The organism is Niallia sp. HCP3S3_B10 (genome assembly GCF_052064465.1).
Lineage (GTDB): Bacteria > Bacillota > Bacilli > Bacillales > Cytobacillaceae > Niallia > Niallia hominis.
This window is the reverse complement of sequence record NZ_JBQHVO010000005.1, coordinates 103,042-120,412: the sequence shown is the minus strand read 5'-3', so window position 1 is coordinate 120,412 and position 17,371 is coordinate 103,042. Positions and strand designations below refer to the sequence as shown.

19 protein-coding genes are annotated in these 17,371 nt (G+C 36.0%); 11 read left to right on the top strand and 8 right to left on the bottom strand.

Going from position 1 to position 17,371, the window contains the following annotated elements; translation table 11 throughout:
• Window positions 1-268: 268 nt before the first annotated feature.
• From ACTNDN_RS04890 to ACTNDN_RS04870, 5 genes are all read right to left on the bottom strand, one after another.
• A complete protein-coding gene (locus ACTNDN_RS04890) occupies window positions 269-526 on the bottom strand; it encodes a TetR-like C-terminal domain-containing protein (protein ID WP_353964064.1) in 258 nt (85 codons plus the stop codon).
• A gap of 341 nt (window positions 527-867) precedes the next feature.
• A complete protein-coding gene (locus ACTNDN_RS04885) occupies window positions 868-1,557 on the bottom strand; it encodes a metal-dependent hydrolase (RefSeq protein ID WP_031535055.1) in 690 nt (229 codons plus the stop codon).
• A 172-nt stretch (window positions 1,558-1,729) separates the two neighbouring features.
• A complete protein-coding gene (gene modB, locus ACTNDN_RS04880; protein ID WP_031535053.1) occupies window positions 1,730-2,410 on the bottom strand; it encodes a molybdate ABC transporter permease subunit in 681 nt (226 codons plus the stop codon).
• A complete protein-coding gene (gene modA, locus ACTNDN_RS04875) occupies window positions 2,391-3,179 on the bottom strand; it encodes a molybdate ABC transporter substrate-binding protein (RefSeq protein WP_031535050.1) in 789 nt (262 codons plus the stop codon). Before modA ends, modB begins: the two co-directional genes overlap by 20 nt.
• Entirely contained in the window at window positions 3,176-4,066 is an 891-nt protein-coding gene (locus ACTNDN_RS04870) for a dihydrodipicolinate synthase family protein (RefSeq protein WP_031535048.1), read from the bottom strand. Before ACTNDN_RS04870 ends, modA begins: the two co-directional genes overlap by 4 nt.
• Window positions 4,067-4,205: 139 nt before the next feature.
• Here ACTNDN_RS04870 and ACTNDN_RS04865 point away from each other — a divergent pair, with 139 nt between their 5' ends.
• The 4 genes from ACTNDN_RS04865 to ACTNDN_RS04850 all read left to right on the top strand — a co-directional run bounded on the left by ACTNDN_RS04865 (window position 4,206) and on the right by ACTNDN_RS04850 (window position 5,798).
• Window positions 4,206-4,643, top strand: a complete 438-nt coding sequence (locus tag ACTNDN_RS04865) for a hypothetical protein (protein ID WP_251627869.1) — start codon at window positions 4,206-4,208, stop codon at window positions 4,641-4,643.
• Window positions 4,644-4,802: 159 nt separating this feature from the next.
• Complete coding sequence (locus ACTNDN_RS04860; protein ID WP_031535044.1) at window positions 4,803-5,450, top strand: sigma factor-like helix-turn-helix DNA-binding protein; 648 nt, start codon at window positions 4,803-4,805, stop codon at window positions 5,448-5,450.
• On the top strand, window positions 5,407-5,571 hold the full coding sequence (locus ACTNDN_RS04855; protein WP_081836540.1) for a YvrJ family protein: 165 nt from the start codon (window positions 5,407-5,409) through the stop codon (window positions 5,569-5,571). Before ACTNDN_RS04860 ends, ACTNDN_RS04855 begins: the two co-directional genes overlap by 44 nt.
• Window positions 5,568-5,798 carry a hypothetical protein gene (locus ACTNDN_RS04850; RefSeq protein ID WP_031535042.1) on the top strand — a complete coding sequence of 77 codons (231 nt, stop codon included), beginning with the start codon at window positions 5,568-5,570 and terminating at the stop codon, window positions 5,796-5,798. Before ACTNDN_RS04855 ends, ACTNDN_RS04850 begins: the two co-directional genes overlap by 4 nt.
• Window positions 5,799-5,876: 78 nt before the next feature.
• Here ACTNDN_RS04850 and ACTNDN_RS04845 read toward each other — a convergent pair whose 3' ends face one another.
• The 3 genes from ACTNDN_RS04845 to ACTNDN_RS04835 all read right to left on the bottom strand — a co-directional run bounded on the left by ACTNDN_RS04845 (window position 5,877) and on the right by ACTNDN_RS04835 (window position 9,606).
• Window positions 5,877-6,857, bottom strand: coding sequence for a polyprenyl synthetase family protein (locus ACTNDN_RS04845; protein WP_031535040.1), 981 nt, complete (start codon window positions 6,855-6,857; stop codon window positions 5,877-5,879).
• A 3-nt stretch (window positions 6,858-6,860) separates the two neighbouring features.
• On the bottom strand, window positions 6,861-7,412 hold the full coding sequence (locus ACTNDN_RS04840) for a Gx transporter family protein (protein WP_031535038.1): 552 nt from the start codon (window positions 7,410-7,412) through the stop codon (window positions 6,861-6,863).
• 322 nt (window positions 7,413-7,734) lie between these two features.
• A complete protein-coding gene (locus tag ACTNDN_RS04835) occupies window positions 7,735-9,606 on the bottom strand; it encodes an FAD-dependent oxidoreductase (protein ID WP_031535036.1) in 1,872 nt (623 codons plus the stop codon).
• Between the two features lie 413 nt (window positions 9,607-10,019).
• Here ACTNDN_RS04835 and ACTNDN_RS04830 point away from each other — a divergent pair, with 413 nt between their 5' ends.
• From ACTNDN_RS04830 to tuaB, 7 genes are all read left to right on the top strand, one after another.
• Window positions 10,020-11,066 carry an FAD:protein FMN transferase gene (locus ACTNDN_RS04830; protein WP_031535034.1) on the top strand — a complete coding sequence of 349 codons (1,047 nt, stop codon included), beginning with the start codon at window positions 10,020-10,022 and terminating at the stop codon, window positions 11,064-11,066.
• A gap of 23 nt (window positions 11,067-11,089) precedes the next feature.
• The gene (gene menA, locus ACTNDN_RS04825) at window positions 11,090-12,031 is read left to right on the top strand and encodes a 1,4-dihydroxy-2-naphthoate polyprenyltransferase (protein ID WP_031535031.1); all 942 of its coding nucleotides are present in this window, start codon (window positions 11,090-11,092) and stop codon (window positions 12,029-12,031) included.
• 59 nt (window positions 12,032-12,090) lie between these two features.
• Window positions 12,091-12,894 carry an energy-coupling factor transporter ATPase gene (locus ACTNDN_RS04820; protein WP_035415984.1) on the top strand — a complete coding sequence of 268 codons (804 nt, stop codon included), beginning with the start codon at window positions 12,091-12,093 and terminating at the stop codon, window positions 12,892-12,894.
• Complete coding sequence (locus ACTNDN_RS04815) at window positions 12,879-13,736, top strand: energy-coupling factor transporter ATPase (protein WP_031535028.1); 858 nt, start codon at window positions 12,879-12,881, stop codon at window positions 13,734-13,736. The genes ACTNDN_RS04820 and ACTNDN_RS04815 overlap by 16 nt, the downstream gene beginning before the upstream one ends.
• Window positions 13,733-14,524 carry an energy-coupling factor transporter transmembrane component T family protein gene (locus tag ACTNDN_RS04810; protein ID WP_251627868.1) on the top strand — a complete coding sequence of 264 codons (792 nt, stop codon included), beginning with the start codon at window positions 13,733-13,735 and terminating at the stop codon, window positions 14,522-14,524. Before ACTNDN_RS04815 ends, ACTNDN_RS04810 begins: the two co-directional genes overlap by 4 nt.
• A gap of 720 nt (window positions 14,525-15,244) precedes the next feature.
• Window positions 15,245-15,904 (top strand): sugar transferase, encoded by a 660-nt coding sequence (locus tag ACTNDN_RS04805; RefSeq protein ID WP_031535024.1) that lies wholly within the window; start codon window positions 15,245-15,247, stop codon window positions 15,902-15,904.
• Entirely contained in the window at window positions 15,905-17,347 is a 1,443-nt protein-coding gene (gene tuaB, locus ACTNDN_RS04800; RefSeq protein ID WP_031535022.1) for a teichuronic acid biosynthesis protein TuaB, read from the top strand.
• Window positions 17,348-17,371: the final 24 nt, after the last annotated feature.

The following is a 17,371-nucleotide window of genomic DNA, read 5'->3' as shown; positions in this document are numbered from 1 at the left end:
AACGAAACAATGGCTGATAAAGGAGGAGTTTTGGCTGATAAAATGAAACAATGGCTGATAAAGGAGAAGATTTGGCTGATAAAATGAAACATTGACTGAAAAAACGAAACTTATGCTGATAATGCAATAGTTTTGGATAATAAAAGCCAAAACTTAGGCTGATATCCCTTTTATTTGCGCGATATCAGCCTTCTTTGGTGTCAAATCTAATGAAATTAGTTTAATATCTTGATTTTTGATGGGGGTGACTGGTTACTATGAATAAATGCTAATAATTGTTCCGCCATATATTCACAAGGATACCAAAATCCCCCTTGAACCACTCCCTAATCATCCCGACAATTGCATTAGCCTGATAACTGATAGGAAGATTTCGGTTGATGTGTGAATCTACTAGTGCATACTCAAAATCTTCTTTATTCACATTCTTTAAAGTCTGATAAATATGCTGTTGGTGATCATATAGGAAGTCAGAAGAAAAAACTAGCTTATAAAACAAGGCATGTCTTTGTACATGTTCAAATATTTTAATTGATTTTGCTGTTAATTGGAGACATTAAAGGTTTCTAGATGTACATATAGAAAGTGATAAGCGCAAATTAAATCAGCAGGAACATCGCAGCTGATGAAGGCTGGACTTCTTACTAAAATATTTTTATTAACTGTTAAGAAAGTAGAAATTTTCTGAAGCCTACACGCCCCTAACCGGGTGCTCTCCGCTTATCTTATTGTCTAGCTCCAGCGAATACCGCCTAGCAAACTTTCAGATCTTCTCCCCACGATAAGTCAACATCGATTCACTAACGCTCATCGTGTTTCCTTTATATCAGTCGAAGTTCTTCCAGTTTGTACGGCGCCTCCGTTTTCTTATAATTCGAAGGTCTCACCTAACTCTAATACTTTCCCTTTAAATCCAAGTTCTTCAAGCTTGTTGACAAATGCTTTTGCGTCTTGTTCAATAACAGGGAATGTATTGTAATGAATAGGAATAATTAGTTTTGCTTGATACCATTCGGCTGCTTGTAGTGCATCTTCAGTTCCCATTGTAAAATGGTCTCCGATTGGTAGGAAAACAACATCTAAATTATGACGATCCCCAATCATTTTCATATCGCCAAATAGTCCAGTGTCTCCAGCGTGATGCAACACTTTTTCCTCTGCTTCAATAATATATCCAGCTGGCATTCCGCCATATAAGATGTTTTTATTTTCTTCATCAATAATCCCTGAGCTGTGGAATGCATGTGTCATTTTCACTTTTGCAAATTCTAAATCCAGTGTTCCTCCGATATTCATCCCAATTGTTTCCACGCCCTTCCATGACATATAGGCAGCTAATTCTGGATTAGCGACAACCGGGGCATTATTTGCTTTAGCGATTGGTGCAGCGTCGAGAATATGATCCATATGAGCATGTGTCAAAAGAACAGCATCTACTTTCATTTCCTCCACTTTAGAAACTGCGGAAGGATTGCCACTAATAAACGGATCAATAACCAATGATTTTCCTTCTGTACTAATTTCAATAGTGGATTGACCATGATACGTAATTTTCATACAAAATCATCTCCTTAATTCCACAAAAATGTGGATTATTGTCCATTTTAGATTAAAACAGAGAGAGGGAAAGTGCCAAATGATATGCTTGTCTGTTGCTTTCATAATATGTCCTCTGCAGTAAGAAGTATTAACACTACTTTATAAGGAAATACATTGTCAAAGGAAAAGATTATCGTTGCTTCGGCTGGCACAAAGCTAGCATTATAAAAGAAATAATCGTGATGGATAGTACCCAAATCCAAGCCATTCGCATATTTCCATTATCGATAGCAACATAAATAGCGGTAGGCAAGGTTTGTGTTTTTCCAGGAATATTCCCTGCAAACATTAAGGTGGCCCCAAATTCTCCTAGCCCTCTGGCAAAGCTAAGGATACTTCCAGAAAGGATAGAGTGGGAAGCAAGTGGAATGGAAATGGATGTGAGTACTTTCCATTCATTTGCCCCATCGACTCGTGCTGCCTCCTCGATTGAGCGATCAATTTGAATAAATCCTGCTTTAGCTGATTGATACATTAAAGGAAAGGATACGATAAATGCAGCAATTACTGCAGCCCACCATGTAAAAATGACAGGCTGATGAAAGATCCATTCGATTACTTTACCGAGGATACTATTTCTACCAAACAGAACGAGTAGTAGGAAACCAGTAACAGTTGGAGGAAGAACGATTGGCAAAAGTAAACAAGTTTCAAGCAATGCCTTTCCCTTAAATTTTTTTCTGGCTAACTTGGCAGCAAGTATTGTGCCACTAACTATGACGACAATAGTGGCAACCAGAGAAACTTGTAAGGATAGGCAGAGGGGGGACCAAAAATTTGACCATTCCTCTTTAGTTAACAATAAATCCATCTTCCTCGAAAACCTTTAAACTAGTTGGTGTTTGCAGATAGTCATAAAACGTTTTTGCTGCCTCGTAATTTTTGCTGTCCTTGATGATGCCAATCGGATAGACAATCGGGGAATGACTTGATTCCTCCGCAGTGGCAACGACTTCTACAGAATCAGATGTCTTTGCATCTGTTCCATAAACAATCCCTGCTGCCACATTGTTTGTTTCAACATATGACAATACTTGACGAACATCTTTTGCGGTAATGATATTCTCCTGTACTTTTTCCCATATGTGAAGAGTTTGAAGCGTCTCTTTCGCATAATTTCCTGCGGGTACTGATTCTGGTATGCCGATGGCGATTTTTTCCTTATCTAATGTTTCAAGATCAGCGAAACGATTAATCGTTACATTAGATTGTTTATTTGTAATCAGAACTAAATTGTTTTTTACTAAGTCGATATGATCGGACTCTTTAATCAGTCCATCGTCAACCAAAAGATCTAGCTTATCCTGTGCAGCTGAGAAAAATAAATCAACCGGTGCTCCTTGAGCAATCTGTTGCTGCAAAGCTCCTGATGAACCAAAGTTAAAGGTTAATGTAATGTCTGGATGTTCCTCCTCGAATTTCTTCTTGATCGTATTTAATGAATCTTGCATGCTTGCTGCTGCAGAGATCGTTAAAGAAAACGTTTCTTTTTTAGAGGAAGAGGTATTTTCTCCATTATTGCTACAAGAGGCTAAAATCAATAAGGCTAATAATAGGAGGAATTTACTGTACTTTTTCATCGTACCTCTCCTTTATTAAAAATATCGCTTAATGATGCCTTTTCTTGTTTACTCAAAATGGATAGTGGCTCTCTACATATTCCTGCATTAATATTATTTTCTGTTAGTACATATTTGATGGCTCGCAGTGTTCCTATTTCTAAGATGGTATGCATGGTTGGCAGTAGTTTAGACAATTGGTCTTCTGCAAGTTTCCATTCATTATTTTTTCCCAATTGAACAATTTGTTGTATTTCTTTTGGAAAAATATTTCCTATTATACTAGTGATTCCGTCATAACCGTTTTGCATATTATCTAAAAGATGAATATCGAATCCAGTTAACACGGAGAAGGAAGGACCAAGCTTATTTTTTACTAGAGGTGCATTGCTAGGATTACCTGCTTCCTTTAAAGCTTGGATTTGCGGACAGGACTCTACTAAATCGTATAAAGTAGTTAATTCTAAGTTAAATCCAGTACGTGATGGATTATTATAGAGCATAATTGGTAAATCAGTCACAGCACACACTTTTTTCACGTATTCAGCTGCTTCTCTTTGGCTCATTCGTAAATAAGGAGGAAACCCTAGCATAATTCCATCTAGATTTTCTCGTTGGGCAGCTTCCGCCAATCGAATAGCGTCAGATGTTCTTACAGCAGCAACTCCTCCGATAAGAAGGAGCTTTTCTTCTCCAGCTAACCGTGCTTCTCGTAAGAGGGTTATGCGTTCCTCGATGGACATCGAATGCTGCTCTCCTGTTGAACCACTGATAAGCAGTGCAGGAACCTGATTTTTTTTATAGTAATCTATTAAAGAATAAATACCGCTTAATGAGAGATTTTCCTTATCATCAAACGGGGTAACCATTGCAATGCTAAATGGAACAAATGGATTTTGTTTAATCATTCTTCCTCACTCCTTTTAAAATAGATTATACTTAAACTATTCAATAGTAAAAAGAAGGCTGTTTAATAAAAGTCTTTCTATCAATTTATCTTTTTCTCGTTTTGAAATCAATATGAAATGTGAAGGGAGCAGGTTTTTTGTGGTAAAAGTAGCGTTGAATTATGCGATAATGCTGGAACAAGTAAAAAGTAATGGATATAAGGAAGAAGCGATTATACAGGCTTTGGAAAGCAAGGATCTTATTTTTTTTCAAAGCTGTGGTAATGCTTTGCCTGATTGGGAAACACTTTTCTCCTATTATGAAAAAAATAAGACAAGCGTAAAAGCGATTATTGCAGATGAATATGAAATAACCTTTTTAACAAAGGGAACGTTAAAAAGACTTTTATCATTAAAATATCAATTAGTAGAGGGAAGAGACTTTGAGGACCGAGGAGAAGTATTGGGAACAATCACTTTATCGAAGGAATCCTTTCATTCCTTTACATCGATTTTAGCAAAAAATTGGACTTTTGTCGTATTGGAAGAGAATACATACAATGTTATCTTTGATATTAAGTTATCCGTAATCGATTAAATGAAATTAGGACAAGTGGTTGTTATTTTTACGATAAATCTTTCTTTATAATATAGAAGGAGGTAGAAATAGCATATATGAATAGAAAGAGGCTAATGAAGATTAGTCCCTTTTTTTACAACAAAAACAGAACATATGTTCCTTTTGGGAGGCTTGAGTATGAAGGAATGCCGTTCTTTTCAATCAGAGGCTTTTACCGCGTTCTTGCAGGATAATAAATCATTATTAAGCAATCCAATTGTAAAAAGCTTTTTGGAAAAAAAGATAAATTTACTTCTATTAAAAAAGGCGATAGAATTCCCAACAAAGGAAAATAAAGAAAAGCTGGATGAAGCCTTTAAAAAGCATTTTTTTACCATTCGATTTACTGCGTATATTACTTCTTCCATGGAGTATAGCACCATTAATTTTAATAAAAACTTAACAATGTATCAGAAAAGATTTCCGTTAATACTTGCTGAAAGGGAAGCTGGGGGAGAGAAGGACATTACTCTATATGATAAAGAGGCTGAAATAGAAAGGATGGTGGAGAAGGAGGTCTTGCGAGCAAGTGTGGAGGAGTATATTGCAGATAAGATGATTTATTCAGCCATTCTTAGTTTGACCACTTCACAACGAGACATTCTAACCTATGCATATCTATATAAATTAACGGATACAGAAATTGCTCGAACAATTGGTACATCGCAACAATATGTTTCAAAAACACGAAAAGTAGCTTTACAACGAATTCTTTCATTTATGAACGGAAGGAGGAAGGTGGATGGAATTGATAGATATGACTCAATGGATGACAATGATCAGTAACTTTGGTTTTCCCTTAACATTATCATTATTTGTTCTGCTTCGATTAGACAAAAAAATAGATCAGCTTCTGAAGGAATGGAACGAAATGAAACCAAATCAACGAAAGGAAAATGGCAAATGACAGATATGTATACAATCGTAAAAAGAGCAAAAGTAGATCCTGAAATGTTAATGGAATTAATTAAGCTGTTTGAGCCAAAGGTCAATAAACTAATGAATAGGACAAATCCGAATGACAGGACGGATCTCTCACAAGAACTGAAAATCATGCTAATAGAGTCTGCTTATCAATATGATTTAGAAAGTATTCCGGGATTTTGGGAATTTAAAGATAAGTATACAAGCTAATAGTGGCTATTTAACAGAAAAAATCCGAGTCCAATCTATAATCAACTTGGATAGAAAGGCTCGGATTTTTTAGAAAGATTACACTTTCCGTTTCAATAAACTATTTGTAATGGCATAAAGATGCTGTTTATAATCTCCATCAGGTAATTTATTAAGTTGTTTGATTGCTTTTTCAGTATATTTTTTAGCAAGGAGTTCTGCTTTTTCTACCCCTTTATATTTAGAAATAAGTTCAGAAATCTGTTGCATATCCTCATCAGTCAACGCGTCTTTTTTATCTAAAATAGGAATCAGTTCTTTAGGATTCGCTTGAATTGCATAAATGAGCGGCAAATTATAATGACCTTGTTTAATATCTGCCAACACAGGCTTGCCTAATGTTAAGCTATCTCCTTTATAATCTAGAATATCATCCATAATTTGAAAGGCCATGCCGATATAATGTCCCATATTCCAAGCGTTCATAGCGAGTGGTCGGCTAGCTTCACTTTCTATAGCACCGGAATAGCAGCTTACAGCAAAAAGCTGGGCAGTTTTTCCAGAGATTCTTGTTAAGTAATTTTTAACCGTCACTTTAGATTGATATCGAGCATTTAATTGATCTAATTCTCCGCTTAAAATTTTTTCCATGCTACGAGCATTAAATTCTAAATGAGATAGAGACGTTGCGTGTTTAGATAAGATCGTAAAACAAACGCAGAATAGATAATCACCTGCATAGATGGCAAACTTATTTCCATTATGAGCATGGATTGTGGGAATATTATGCCGTGTAGGTGATTCATCAATAACGTCATCATGGATTAATGTAGCCATATGCAATGTTTCCAATGCAGCTGCAACTGCTATCGCGCGGTTTTTGTCTTTAGAAGGACCTACTTGTGAACAAAGCAGGGAGTAAGCAGGTCTAAGTAATTTGCCACCTGAATAGATTAAATCTTTAATCGTTTTTTCTACTACTTTGTCACGAACACGAATATTGCTTTCAATTAATTGAAGTACTTTTGACAAATCATTCTTTAATTCCGGATACGTATCCCACATTTGATGTACACGCATACTCTAACCTCTTTCATTACTAGATTCGTTTATTTCCGATAAATCTCTATAATATTGTAGTTTTTCTACATGTGTGATTAGATAGTTGGCAAGTATTCCTATGGCTATTCCTGATAAGATGCCGATAAAGGATAAAATAGGCAAATATAAAAATACAGTCCATGTTTGTGCAACAAAGCTTGCAACAGCTAATTGACCAATATTATGGAGAATAGCCCCGGTGGTACTTACTCCTATTAAGCTAATTCGTTTGGTGCCAAGCTGCTTTACACTCCACATGCCAATAAAGCTTAACAGAGCCCCGCTTGCACTATACATAAAGGTAGAAAGCGTTCCTCCTAATAGTGTCGCTAAGCAAAGGCGAATCGCAATTACTTTAAATGCATCTCTTGTAGGAAGTGTGTAAAGAGCTAAGCATGTAATAATATTTGCTAATCCAAGCTTTGCTCCAGGTGCAAAGGCAAATGGAAATGGAATAGCCCGTTCTAGTAAGCTTATTATTACAGCTTGTGACGCAAGCAGTGCTATATATACAAGGCGTTGATTTTTCGTCATATTCTCAACTTCCATTCTTGCGGATGTTATTTTTCCTATAAATAAGTTGATTGTAGGTTAAATAAATACTGATACCTATTAATCAGTATAGGACAAAAAAGAATAGAGTGAATTTTGATCTTCCTCTTCATTCAAAGGAATAAACCCTATAGTCAAATAAAGAGCTTGGAGCAAAAAGCAACCAACTAATTTCAAAGCTTAGCTTTTAGACATGATCAAGGAATAAATTCAATTAGCTTCTTTTTTCTCCTTTACTGATTCAGGAGGATTGCTAGAAACATGGAAAATAATGCATTCTCTATGTTTCTAGCATATTATTTCATTACTTATAATCCTTATAAATCGCTCGTTCTTTTCCGTACCACCAGTCACCTAATTTTCTTTGAAGGAACGGAATAACCCAATAATCTAATCCAAATGTACGACCAGATCCGTTCATCAAGGCGATTGATGCTGGCAATGCCCAAACTTTATCCCATCCAAGCATTGCAGTTAGTGTAAACATTACTAAGAAAGCAGCACTCGCAGCATTTGCTAACCATGTGAATAAACCAGCTAGAATTGCTAATCCAATTGCTAATTCAATAAAGATCATCATTTTTTGCATAAATAGTGCAACTTCTGGTGTTGGCAGCATGATTTTCATAATCCATTCAAACCAGAATGGCATTTTGCTTAAAATCGGTGTCGCAAAGTCAGTAGAAGTAGCGGCTTCACTCGCACCGCTTGTTGCAGTTTGTAGCCATTCAAACGGCATTTTTACACTAGTAGCTGTTAGCCAAGAATCTTCTCCTAGACCATTGAATAGGTTTGGAACCTTAGACCAGCTAGAGATAGAATCTTTCCATGTAGATTCACCCCAAAGTTTTGCACAAGCTTCTATTATCCAGAAACCTGCAACAAAGACACGTAAAGGTAAACTCCAAAGAACATTTCCATAGCGTGTTAAGAAGTCACGGAATATATTACGTTTATCTTTTGTATGGAAAAACTCATGCATCACATATTGGTACATATAATAGCCGCTTCCGATGCCAAAGAAATAATATAGATTAACCATATGTTTCATGAAGTTTGCAAACCAGCCACTTAAATGCATACCACTTAAATTCGCAACACCGTATCTAGCTCCGATTGATACCATTACCCCGTGGTATTTCCCTTTATATGCTTCTTTTTCGCCGCCGCTAATCTCTGCAATGATATTCTTTGCAGCTGTTAGAGCAGTTTGTTCAGCAGCTTCAACAATTTGAGGAGTAGGCTTTCCAGGCTCTTCTTCAAAATATGCTAAGTCACCAACTACATATACATCTTTATAATCTTCTGATTCCATATGAGCATTTACTTTTAAACGTCCTGCTCTTCCTGCAGACATACCATAATCTTTTGTATCAGAATTTGCGCGAACCCCTGCAGTCCAAATAAGCGTATAGGTTGGAAGCTCTTCGCCGGATTTTAAAACAATAGCATCTTCTTTTACTTCAACGATTGGAGAGCTTTTTAGGATCTTAACGCCTTGTTTCACCATATAGCTTTCTGCTTTATCAGCATCTCTGCGCTCAAGCATATTTAATATAGTAGGAGCAGCTTCGACCACATATAAAGTAATATCTTCTGCGTCTAATTTATAGTCTTTCGCCAATCTCTCTTTCCATTCAATAAGTTCCCCAACCATTTCAATTCCTGTGAACCCAGAACCACAGACAGTAAAGGTTAGCATTGCTTTTCTAGTAGCTTCGTCATGAACGTTAGCTGCTTTACGAACGATTTTCTCAATATGCTCTCTTAATCTAACAGCATCTTCCCAAGACCAAAGGGTAAATCCGTTTTCTTGTACTCCAGGTGTGCCAAAATCATTTGGTTCGCCACCCATTCCCAAGATTAAATAATCGAAGGAAAATTGTCCGTGTTCTGTCGTTACTAATTTACTTTGATAATCAACATGTTTAACATTGTCTGTAACTAATTTCACCTTTGTGCGATTAAATAAACGACGTAAATCAAATTGAATAGCATCTGGTTCTACTCTGTGTGCAGCAACCTCATGTAATTCAGTCATCATTGTATGATAGGAATGTCTATCTATAAGTGTAATGGAAACTGAATCATCTTTTTTATACTTTTTAGCAAGCTTTTTTGCGGCATGAACGCCTGCATAACCTGCTCCGATTATGACAATATTTTTTTTGTCCATTCTTCCTATTCACTCCCTTAATTGGTTAATTTCTTTCTTGTGAAGTTTTGAACAATACTAATATAACAATGTGGTTTTTATCTGTCTATGGACTTCATAGAATGTATACATTTAAAAATTACGGTTGTTCACATTTTTGCAACAATTACGAATGAATGATTTTTGTCATAAATTCTCCATATTTTAAAAGGTCACTGATAAACACTATTACGACAATGATTAATCCGGAAATGAGCTGTTTTACAGGGTTTTGTACACTAAAAAGTCGATAGACAGTAAGAGAATGCAATGATAAAATGACGATGTTATAAATGTGAAAAAGTTCACATTGTGAAATAAATGGCGGCTTTTAGGTAATCAACAAAAAATAGTAAATAACTATAATGTGATATTCATAGAAGGGAATGGGTTTAATGAAAAAATTAAAAAAGGCGGCGATTTTGTTACTTTCCCTCTTTTTATTAGTAGGCTGTGGCAAGCAAAAGGATACAGACACAGGGGTAACGAGTACCCCCTATAAAAAAACGGAATTCTTAATGGGAACAGTAGTAACCATTAAAATCTTTGATAAAGATAAAGAAGAAGTATTGAACCAAGTATTCGATCGAATAGAGCTGCTTGCAAGTCAAATTACAGTCAATGAAGAAGGATCGATTATTGACGAAATCAATGAAAATGCTGGTTTAAAACCAGTACAGGTACCAGATGATATCTATCGTTTGGTGAAAGCAGGAAAAGATTATAGTGGATACTCAGGAGGCGATTTTGATATCACAATTGGTCCCCTTACTAATTTGTGGCATATCGGATTTCCAGATGAAAAAAAGCCGACTCAAGCAGAGATAGATGAAATCCTCCCTTTTATTAATTATAGAAAGATAGAATTAAATGAAGAGAAGCAAACCGTCTATTTGCCAGAACAAGGAATGATGTTGGACTTAGGAGGAATTGCAAAAGGGTTTATTACAGACGAAGTTGTGAAGGTATTAGAGGATAATGGGGTGAAATCTGCCATTATCGATTTAGGCGGAAACATTTATGTAAAAGGAAAGAATGCATCAGGAAAGCCTTGGGAAGTTGGTGTTCAGGATCCATTTTCAGACAGAGGAGAAATGGTAGGGAAAATGGAAGAAACGGATACATCCATTGTAACATCAGGAATATATGAACGTTATTTGGAAGTTGATGGTGTCAAATATCATCATATTCTTAGCCCTAAAACAGGTTATTCTGTAAATAATGATGTTGCGGGAATAACCATTGTTTCTGATAAGTCGTTTGATGGGGATGGATATTCGACAACGATATTTATAAAAGGAGTAGATGAAGGATTAAAAGCAGTAGAACAAATGGATGGAATGGAAGCTATTTTTGTAACAAAAGATAAGAAGGTTTACTTAACATCGGGACTAAAAGATAAATTTACTTTAACGAATGATAAATTTGAAATAGCGAACTAATAAGGAAGAGGGAGGCGTAAGGCATGTCGATTCGTTCATTTTTAAAGTTAGTAGAAATCCAAACAAAAATAGCTAGTGTTTTTCCGTTTTTCATCGGGATATTATTTGTATTATACCGATACGATGCATTTCATTTGAAAAATACGCTTATATTCTTTAGCTCTATGCTCATCTTTGATTTAACAACAACAGCAATAAATAACTATATGGATTATCGAAAAGCGAAAAGTGATGAATATAGGAAAGAAAAAAACGTGATTGGGCAGGAAGGGATAAAAGAAAGCACGGTTATCGCAACGATACTTACGCTCTTTTTAATGGCAACAGGGTTGGGAATCTGGCTTAGTATCGAGACAGACTTACTTGTACTTTTAATTGGATTTATATGCTTTTGCATTGGAATTTTGTATACCTTTGGGCCAATTCCCTTATCAAGAATGCCTTTAGGAGAAGTGTTTTCTGGAGTTACGATGGGGTTTGGTATCGTTTTTCTAACGGTATATGTAAATGCCTTTGATGTTGGAATTGCCGCTTTGACTTGGGAAAAGGAAATGATATTTCTCCAAGTTAACCTGATAAAAATAATAGAAATCATTATTGTGTCTTTACCATGTATGTTTACGATAGCAAACCTTATGCTTGCAAATAATATTTGTGACGTAGAAGAAGATATTAAGAATCATCGCTTTACCTTGCCGTTTTATCTAGGCAAAAAATATTCCTTATGGCTGTATAACGGGCTTTATGTAGGATCTTTTGTTGCTATTTTGATTTCAGTCTTTCTACATTTACTACCAATAATAGCGTTATTAAGCTTAGTTGCTATTTTACCAGTATATAAGCATATGCGGATTTTTAATGAACTCCAAGTTAAATCAAAAACATTTAGTTTAGCTGTGAAAAACTTGATTATTGTTAATGGATTTCTAGTAGTGTCTTTAGCAATGTCTTTCATTATTAGATAAGAAATTTACTGATCACTAAGAGACTTGCACTTTTCTATTTAGGGATAGGGGGGATTAGTTTGGGTGTTGTTTTGGAAGTGGAAGGATTAAGCTTTCGATATGATAAAAAACAGGACAGGAGCAATATATCAGATGTTTCCTTTCAATTAAGAGAAGGGGAATGGACCGCACTTATTGGTCATAATGGAAGTGGTAAATCCACGTTAGCTCATTTGCTTGTTGGATTGCTTCAACCTGATGCAGGACAACTGAAAATAAACGGAACAGTTTTAAGGAAAGAATCAGTATCTTGGGATATCGGCATCGTTTTTCAAAATCCTGAAAATCAGTTCATTGGAACAACGGTAGAGGATGATGTTGCTTTCGGACTGGAAAATATAAATATGCCATATAAACAAATGAGAGAAAGAGTGGATAAGGCATTAGAAGATGTTGGAATGACCGAGTATCGGATGGCAGATCCTTCTCAATTATCAGGTGGTCAAAAACAAAGAGTTGCAATCGCAGGAATGCTTGCATTGCAGCCAAAGGTGCTCATTTTGGATGAAGCTTTTGTTATGTTGGATCCGAGAAGCAGAAAGGAATTAATGGACACAATACGTAAGTTAACAAACAAAGGAATGACAATCCTATCGATTACTCATGATATGGAGGAAGCAGCCCATGCAGATAAAGTTATGGTCATAAAGCAAGGGAAAGTAGCGAAAATAGAAAGTCCTTCCCAGCTATTTTTCACCGATTCATCACTTGAAAAGCCCTTTGCAGAAAAACTAAGAAATGCATTGAAAAATAGAAAGTGTAATGTTCCAGAAAAATATATGACAGAAGCAGAAATGGTGTTATGGATATGCAAATCGAATTAAAGGATGTGTCAGCAAATTATCAGCTCGGACCAATCCGTAAATCCAACGTATTAAATACCGTAAATCTTACAATTGAATCAGGGACTTTTACAGCGCTCATTGGAAGAACTGGTGCTGGGAAATCTAGCTTGTTAAAGATATTAAATGGCTTGCTTCTACCGACAAAAGGCAGTGTACGTATTGGAGAAACAGTCATTAAGCAACCGTATCCTAAAAAGGATATCCGGAACATTCGTAAACAAGTGGGAATGGTCTTTCAATTTCCAGAGTCCCAATTATTTGCTGAAACAGTGGAAAAAGATATTTGCTTCGGGCCCATGAATTTTGGCGTGCCTTTAGAAGAAGCGAAAAAAACTGCTAAAAAGATGATTGAGTTAGTGGGGCTAGAGCCATCCATTTTATCAAAATCCCCGTTTTCCTTATCGGGGGGGCAGAAAAGACGAGTTGCAATTGCAGGGATTTTAGCAATGGAACCTGCTGTGCTTGTTCTAGACGAACCTGGTGCTGGATTAGATCCACAGGGAAAAAAAGAAATTATGTCTCTCATTTCTAGTTGGCATCAACAAGAAGGCTTAACTACCATTTTGGTTACGCATGACATGGAGGATGTAGCTTTATACGCTGATCGTGTTATTTTAATGGATCAAGGAAAAATAATAAAATACGAAAAAACAAAAACGATTTTTACAGATTCAGATTTACTAGAGAGTTGGGGACTTGAATTGCCACAGGCTCGGCGCTATCAAATAAAAATTGAACAGGAAACAGGAATGAAATTACCAAAGATATGCCTAACGTTAGATGAGCTAGCAGATGCTTTGGTTATGGTGGGATTGGTATGAATAAATTAATTTTAGGGAGATATTTTCCTGGAGGATCATGGCTTCATCGGTTAGATGCTCAGGCAAAAATGATTTCAGTCATTTTACTTATAGTGATGCTATTTATAGCAGATAGTTGGCAAGCCTACTTATTTTTATGGCTCATCACATTTTCTATCATGCATTTATCACAAGTTCCATTTCGTACTTATGTACGGGGAGTAAGACCAATGATTTGGCTTATCTTATTCACAGTGGTATTACAAGTGCTATTTACTTCTGGAAGCAACGTATATGTAACTATGGGACCAATTACCATTTCAGAGTACGGCTTAATAAATGGAATTTTTATCTTTAGCCGTTTTGTCATGATGGTATTTTTATCAACGGTCTTAACATTAACAACGAAACCAATCGATTTGACAGATGGGATAAATAAATTATTATCACCATTACGCTTTGTAAAAGTTCCGATTGATGATATAAGCATCATGCTATCTATCTCCTTACGTTTCATTCCTAATTTACTAGATGAAACCCAAAAGGTAATGGATGCCCAAAGAGCAAGAGGTACAGTGTTTGGCGAAGGTTCATTATTTCAGCAAATGAAAACACTAGTGCCAATTTTTCTTCCTTTATTTGTTAGTTCGATAAATAGAGCAGAGGATATGGCTAATATGATGGATGTAAAAGGATATCGATCTGGAATAAAAAGATCTACTTTTCGGAGAATCAACTGGAAAAAACAAGATTCATGGTGTTTATGCAGTGTACTGTTCATTGGAATAGTCACATTATTATTAAATTGATTTTTGATTTTGAGTAAGGATTGTCTGTCAACCGATGTCGGTTGATGGGCAGTCCTATTTTATTTTGGAAAGGGACAGAGTGGGACTTCTGAGCCCGGGGAGTGAGAAAAATAGGAGGAGACGGTAATAGAGAAGCTTTATCTAAGCCCGGGAGCCAGAAAAACAGGAGAAGAAGGTAACAGAGAAGCGCTCTCTGAGTCTGGTAACAAGAAAAACAGGAAGAAAAGGTAACAGAGAGCCGTTCTCTGAGCCCATTAACAAGAAAAACAGGAAGAAAAGGTAACAGAGAGCCGTTCTCTGAGCCCATTAACAAGAAAAACAGGAAGAAAAGGTAACAGAGAAGCGTTCTCTGAGCCCATTAACAAGAAAAACAGGAAGAGAAGGTAACAGAGAAGCGTTCTCTGAGCCCATAAGCAAGAAAAACAGGAAGAGAAGGTAACAGAGAAGCGTTCTCTGAGCCCGTAAACAAGAAAAACAGCAAGGGACCGTAACAGACAGAATTAGCTTCCTCTGCAAAAGACTACCACACAAAATATACAGTCAAATTCCATTAATGGATCACCACCTCATTCCATAAAAATCATCCATGTATATCGAAAAATAACTGGAAATTTACAATCATTTACCATTCTTTAAAATAGATTCAACGATTTATTAACAAAAGAACCATATACTAAATTTGTAAATAGCCCAGATAGATAAAACTTTGAGGTGAAAAAAATGCAGGCTAACAGGAGTATCCATATTTTAAAAGAGATATCAATTGTACAAGCAAATAAACTTACGTCATCAAAAAAAGTTTCCTCTTATCCATTTTTTAAAAGAATGATGGATCTCTTTATAGCAAGTATAGGTATTGTGATTTCACTCCCATTCATTCTATTGTTTGCTATTCTTATTCGAGTAGATTCCCCAGGTTCACCCTTCTATATTCAAAAAAGGGTCGGAAAGAATGGGAAATGCTTTCGTTTAATTAAATTGCGCTCGATGAGAAATGATGCAGAAAAAGATGGCGAAAAATGGGCGGAAGTAAATGATCCAAGAATTACAAAAGTCGGGACCTTTATAAGAAAAACGCGAATTGATGAATTACCCCAACTATTTTCAGTATTAAAAGGCGATATGTCCATAATTGGACCAAGACCAGAAAGACCGTCTTTTACAGCGAAATTTAGTGAAGAGATTGATGGGTTTTCCAATAGGCTTCTTGTGAAACCTGGGTTGACAGGTCTTGCACAAGTGAATGGCGGATATGATATTTCGCCAGAGGAAAAGCTCAAGTACGATCTTCAATATATTAATAATGTGACGTTTACTTTAGAGATGATCATTTTGTTAAAAACAATAAAGGTTGTCTTAACAGGAGAAGGTGCTAGGTAATTGGACTCCATTAAAAGCAAAATTAACAGTGGAGCAAAATGGACTAGTATAGCGACGTTAGTCATTACTCTATTACAGATGGGGCAGTTTGTAATACTAGGTAATGCAATGAGTGCAAGGGAATTTGGCATGATAGGCATGTTGACAACCATCATTATTTTTGCACAGATTTTTGTCGAACTTGGACTAGGGGCAGCTGTTATTCAAAAGCATCATGCAACAAATAGACAGTTGTCCACTTTATTTTGGATCAATATTCTTTTGGGGATTTTAATCTGTATTGTTATGCAGGCTGCTAGTCCTATTATTGCAGATTACTTTCAAACAAACGAGCTAGAGGGAAAAATACGCCTGTTATCTATTGTTTTCTTGATTGCTCCAATCGGCCAGCAATCCCAGTATCTAATGCAGCGCGACTTATCCTTTCAGCTATTAGGAAAAATAGAGACGATAGCAACTATTTTAAGCTTTGGGCTCTTAATTGGTTTGATTGTTTTCACGAAACAAGACCCAATAAATGCGTATGTAATATCGCAGATTTGTCTCTATTCCTTGAAAGGAGTTCTTTTTTTTATTTGTTATCTTCCAAAGTGGAAACCAAGCTTTGTTTTAGATATGAAAGACTGTAAAGAATTCTTTTCTTTTGGGATATATCAGCTTTTATCTCGTCTCGTAAATCGTCTAGGTAGCAATGTAGATATGATTTTAATTGGGAGATTTATTGGAATGGAGGCATTAGGAATATATAGCTTGGTCTATCAAATAGTGACCATTCCTGTTCTTAAATTAAATCCCATCATAACAAGAGTTGCATTTCCAGTGTTTTCGAAAGATAAAAATAATAATCAGACATTAGAAACTGGTTATCTGTACATGACCAAATTATTGGCGCTTGTTTCTTTTCCGCTGCTACTCGGGCTTTATTCTGTTGCAGATATAGTTATTCCTCTATTTTTTGGTAAGCAATGGGGAGAAGCCATTCCAATTTTGCAAATTATGATTATTGTCGGGATCCTAAGAGTCCTTATGAACCCAAATGGCAGCATCATTTTAGCCAAGGGAAAGGCGAATATTTCATTTTATTGGGATTCAGGAGTATTAGTTTGCTACAGTTTAGCATTGCTAGCAGCAGTTCAAAGTGAGCAGCTGGAAATGGTGGCATGGACATATGTAGCTGTAAGCATACTGAATTTTATAGGTGGAAGAATTTTATTAACTAGAATGATTGGCCTTCAACTAAAAAGATATATCAAAGTGTTGCTGTTGCCATTTATTCTTGCAGGAGTAAGTAGTGTGATCGCATTTGTATTGAAAAATCAAATGATTTCGCTCCACAATAATTTGGTTTGGACGCTAATATGGTCTGTGTTGATAAGTGGGATCAGCTACTTCTTGTTATTCCTTGTAACAAAAAAGCTAGAGCTTAGAGGAGAGTATCAATAATCGCAGATAAACCTATAGAAAGAG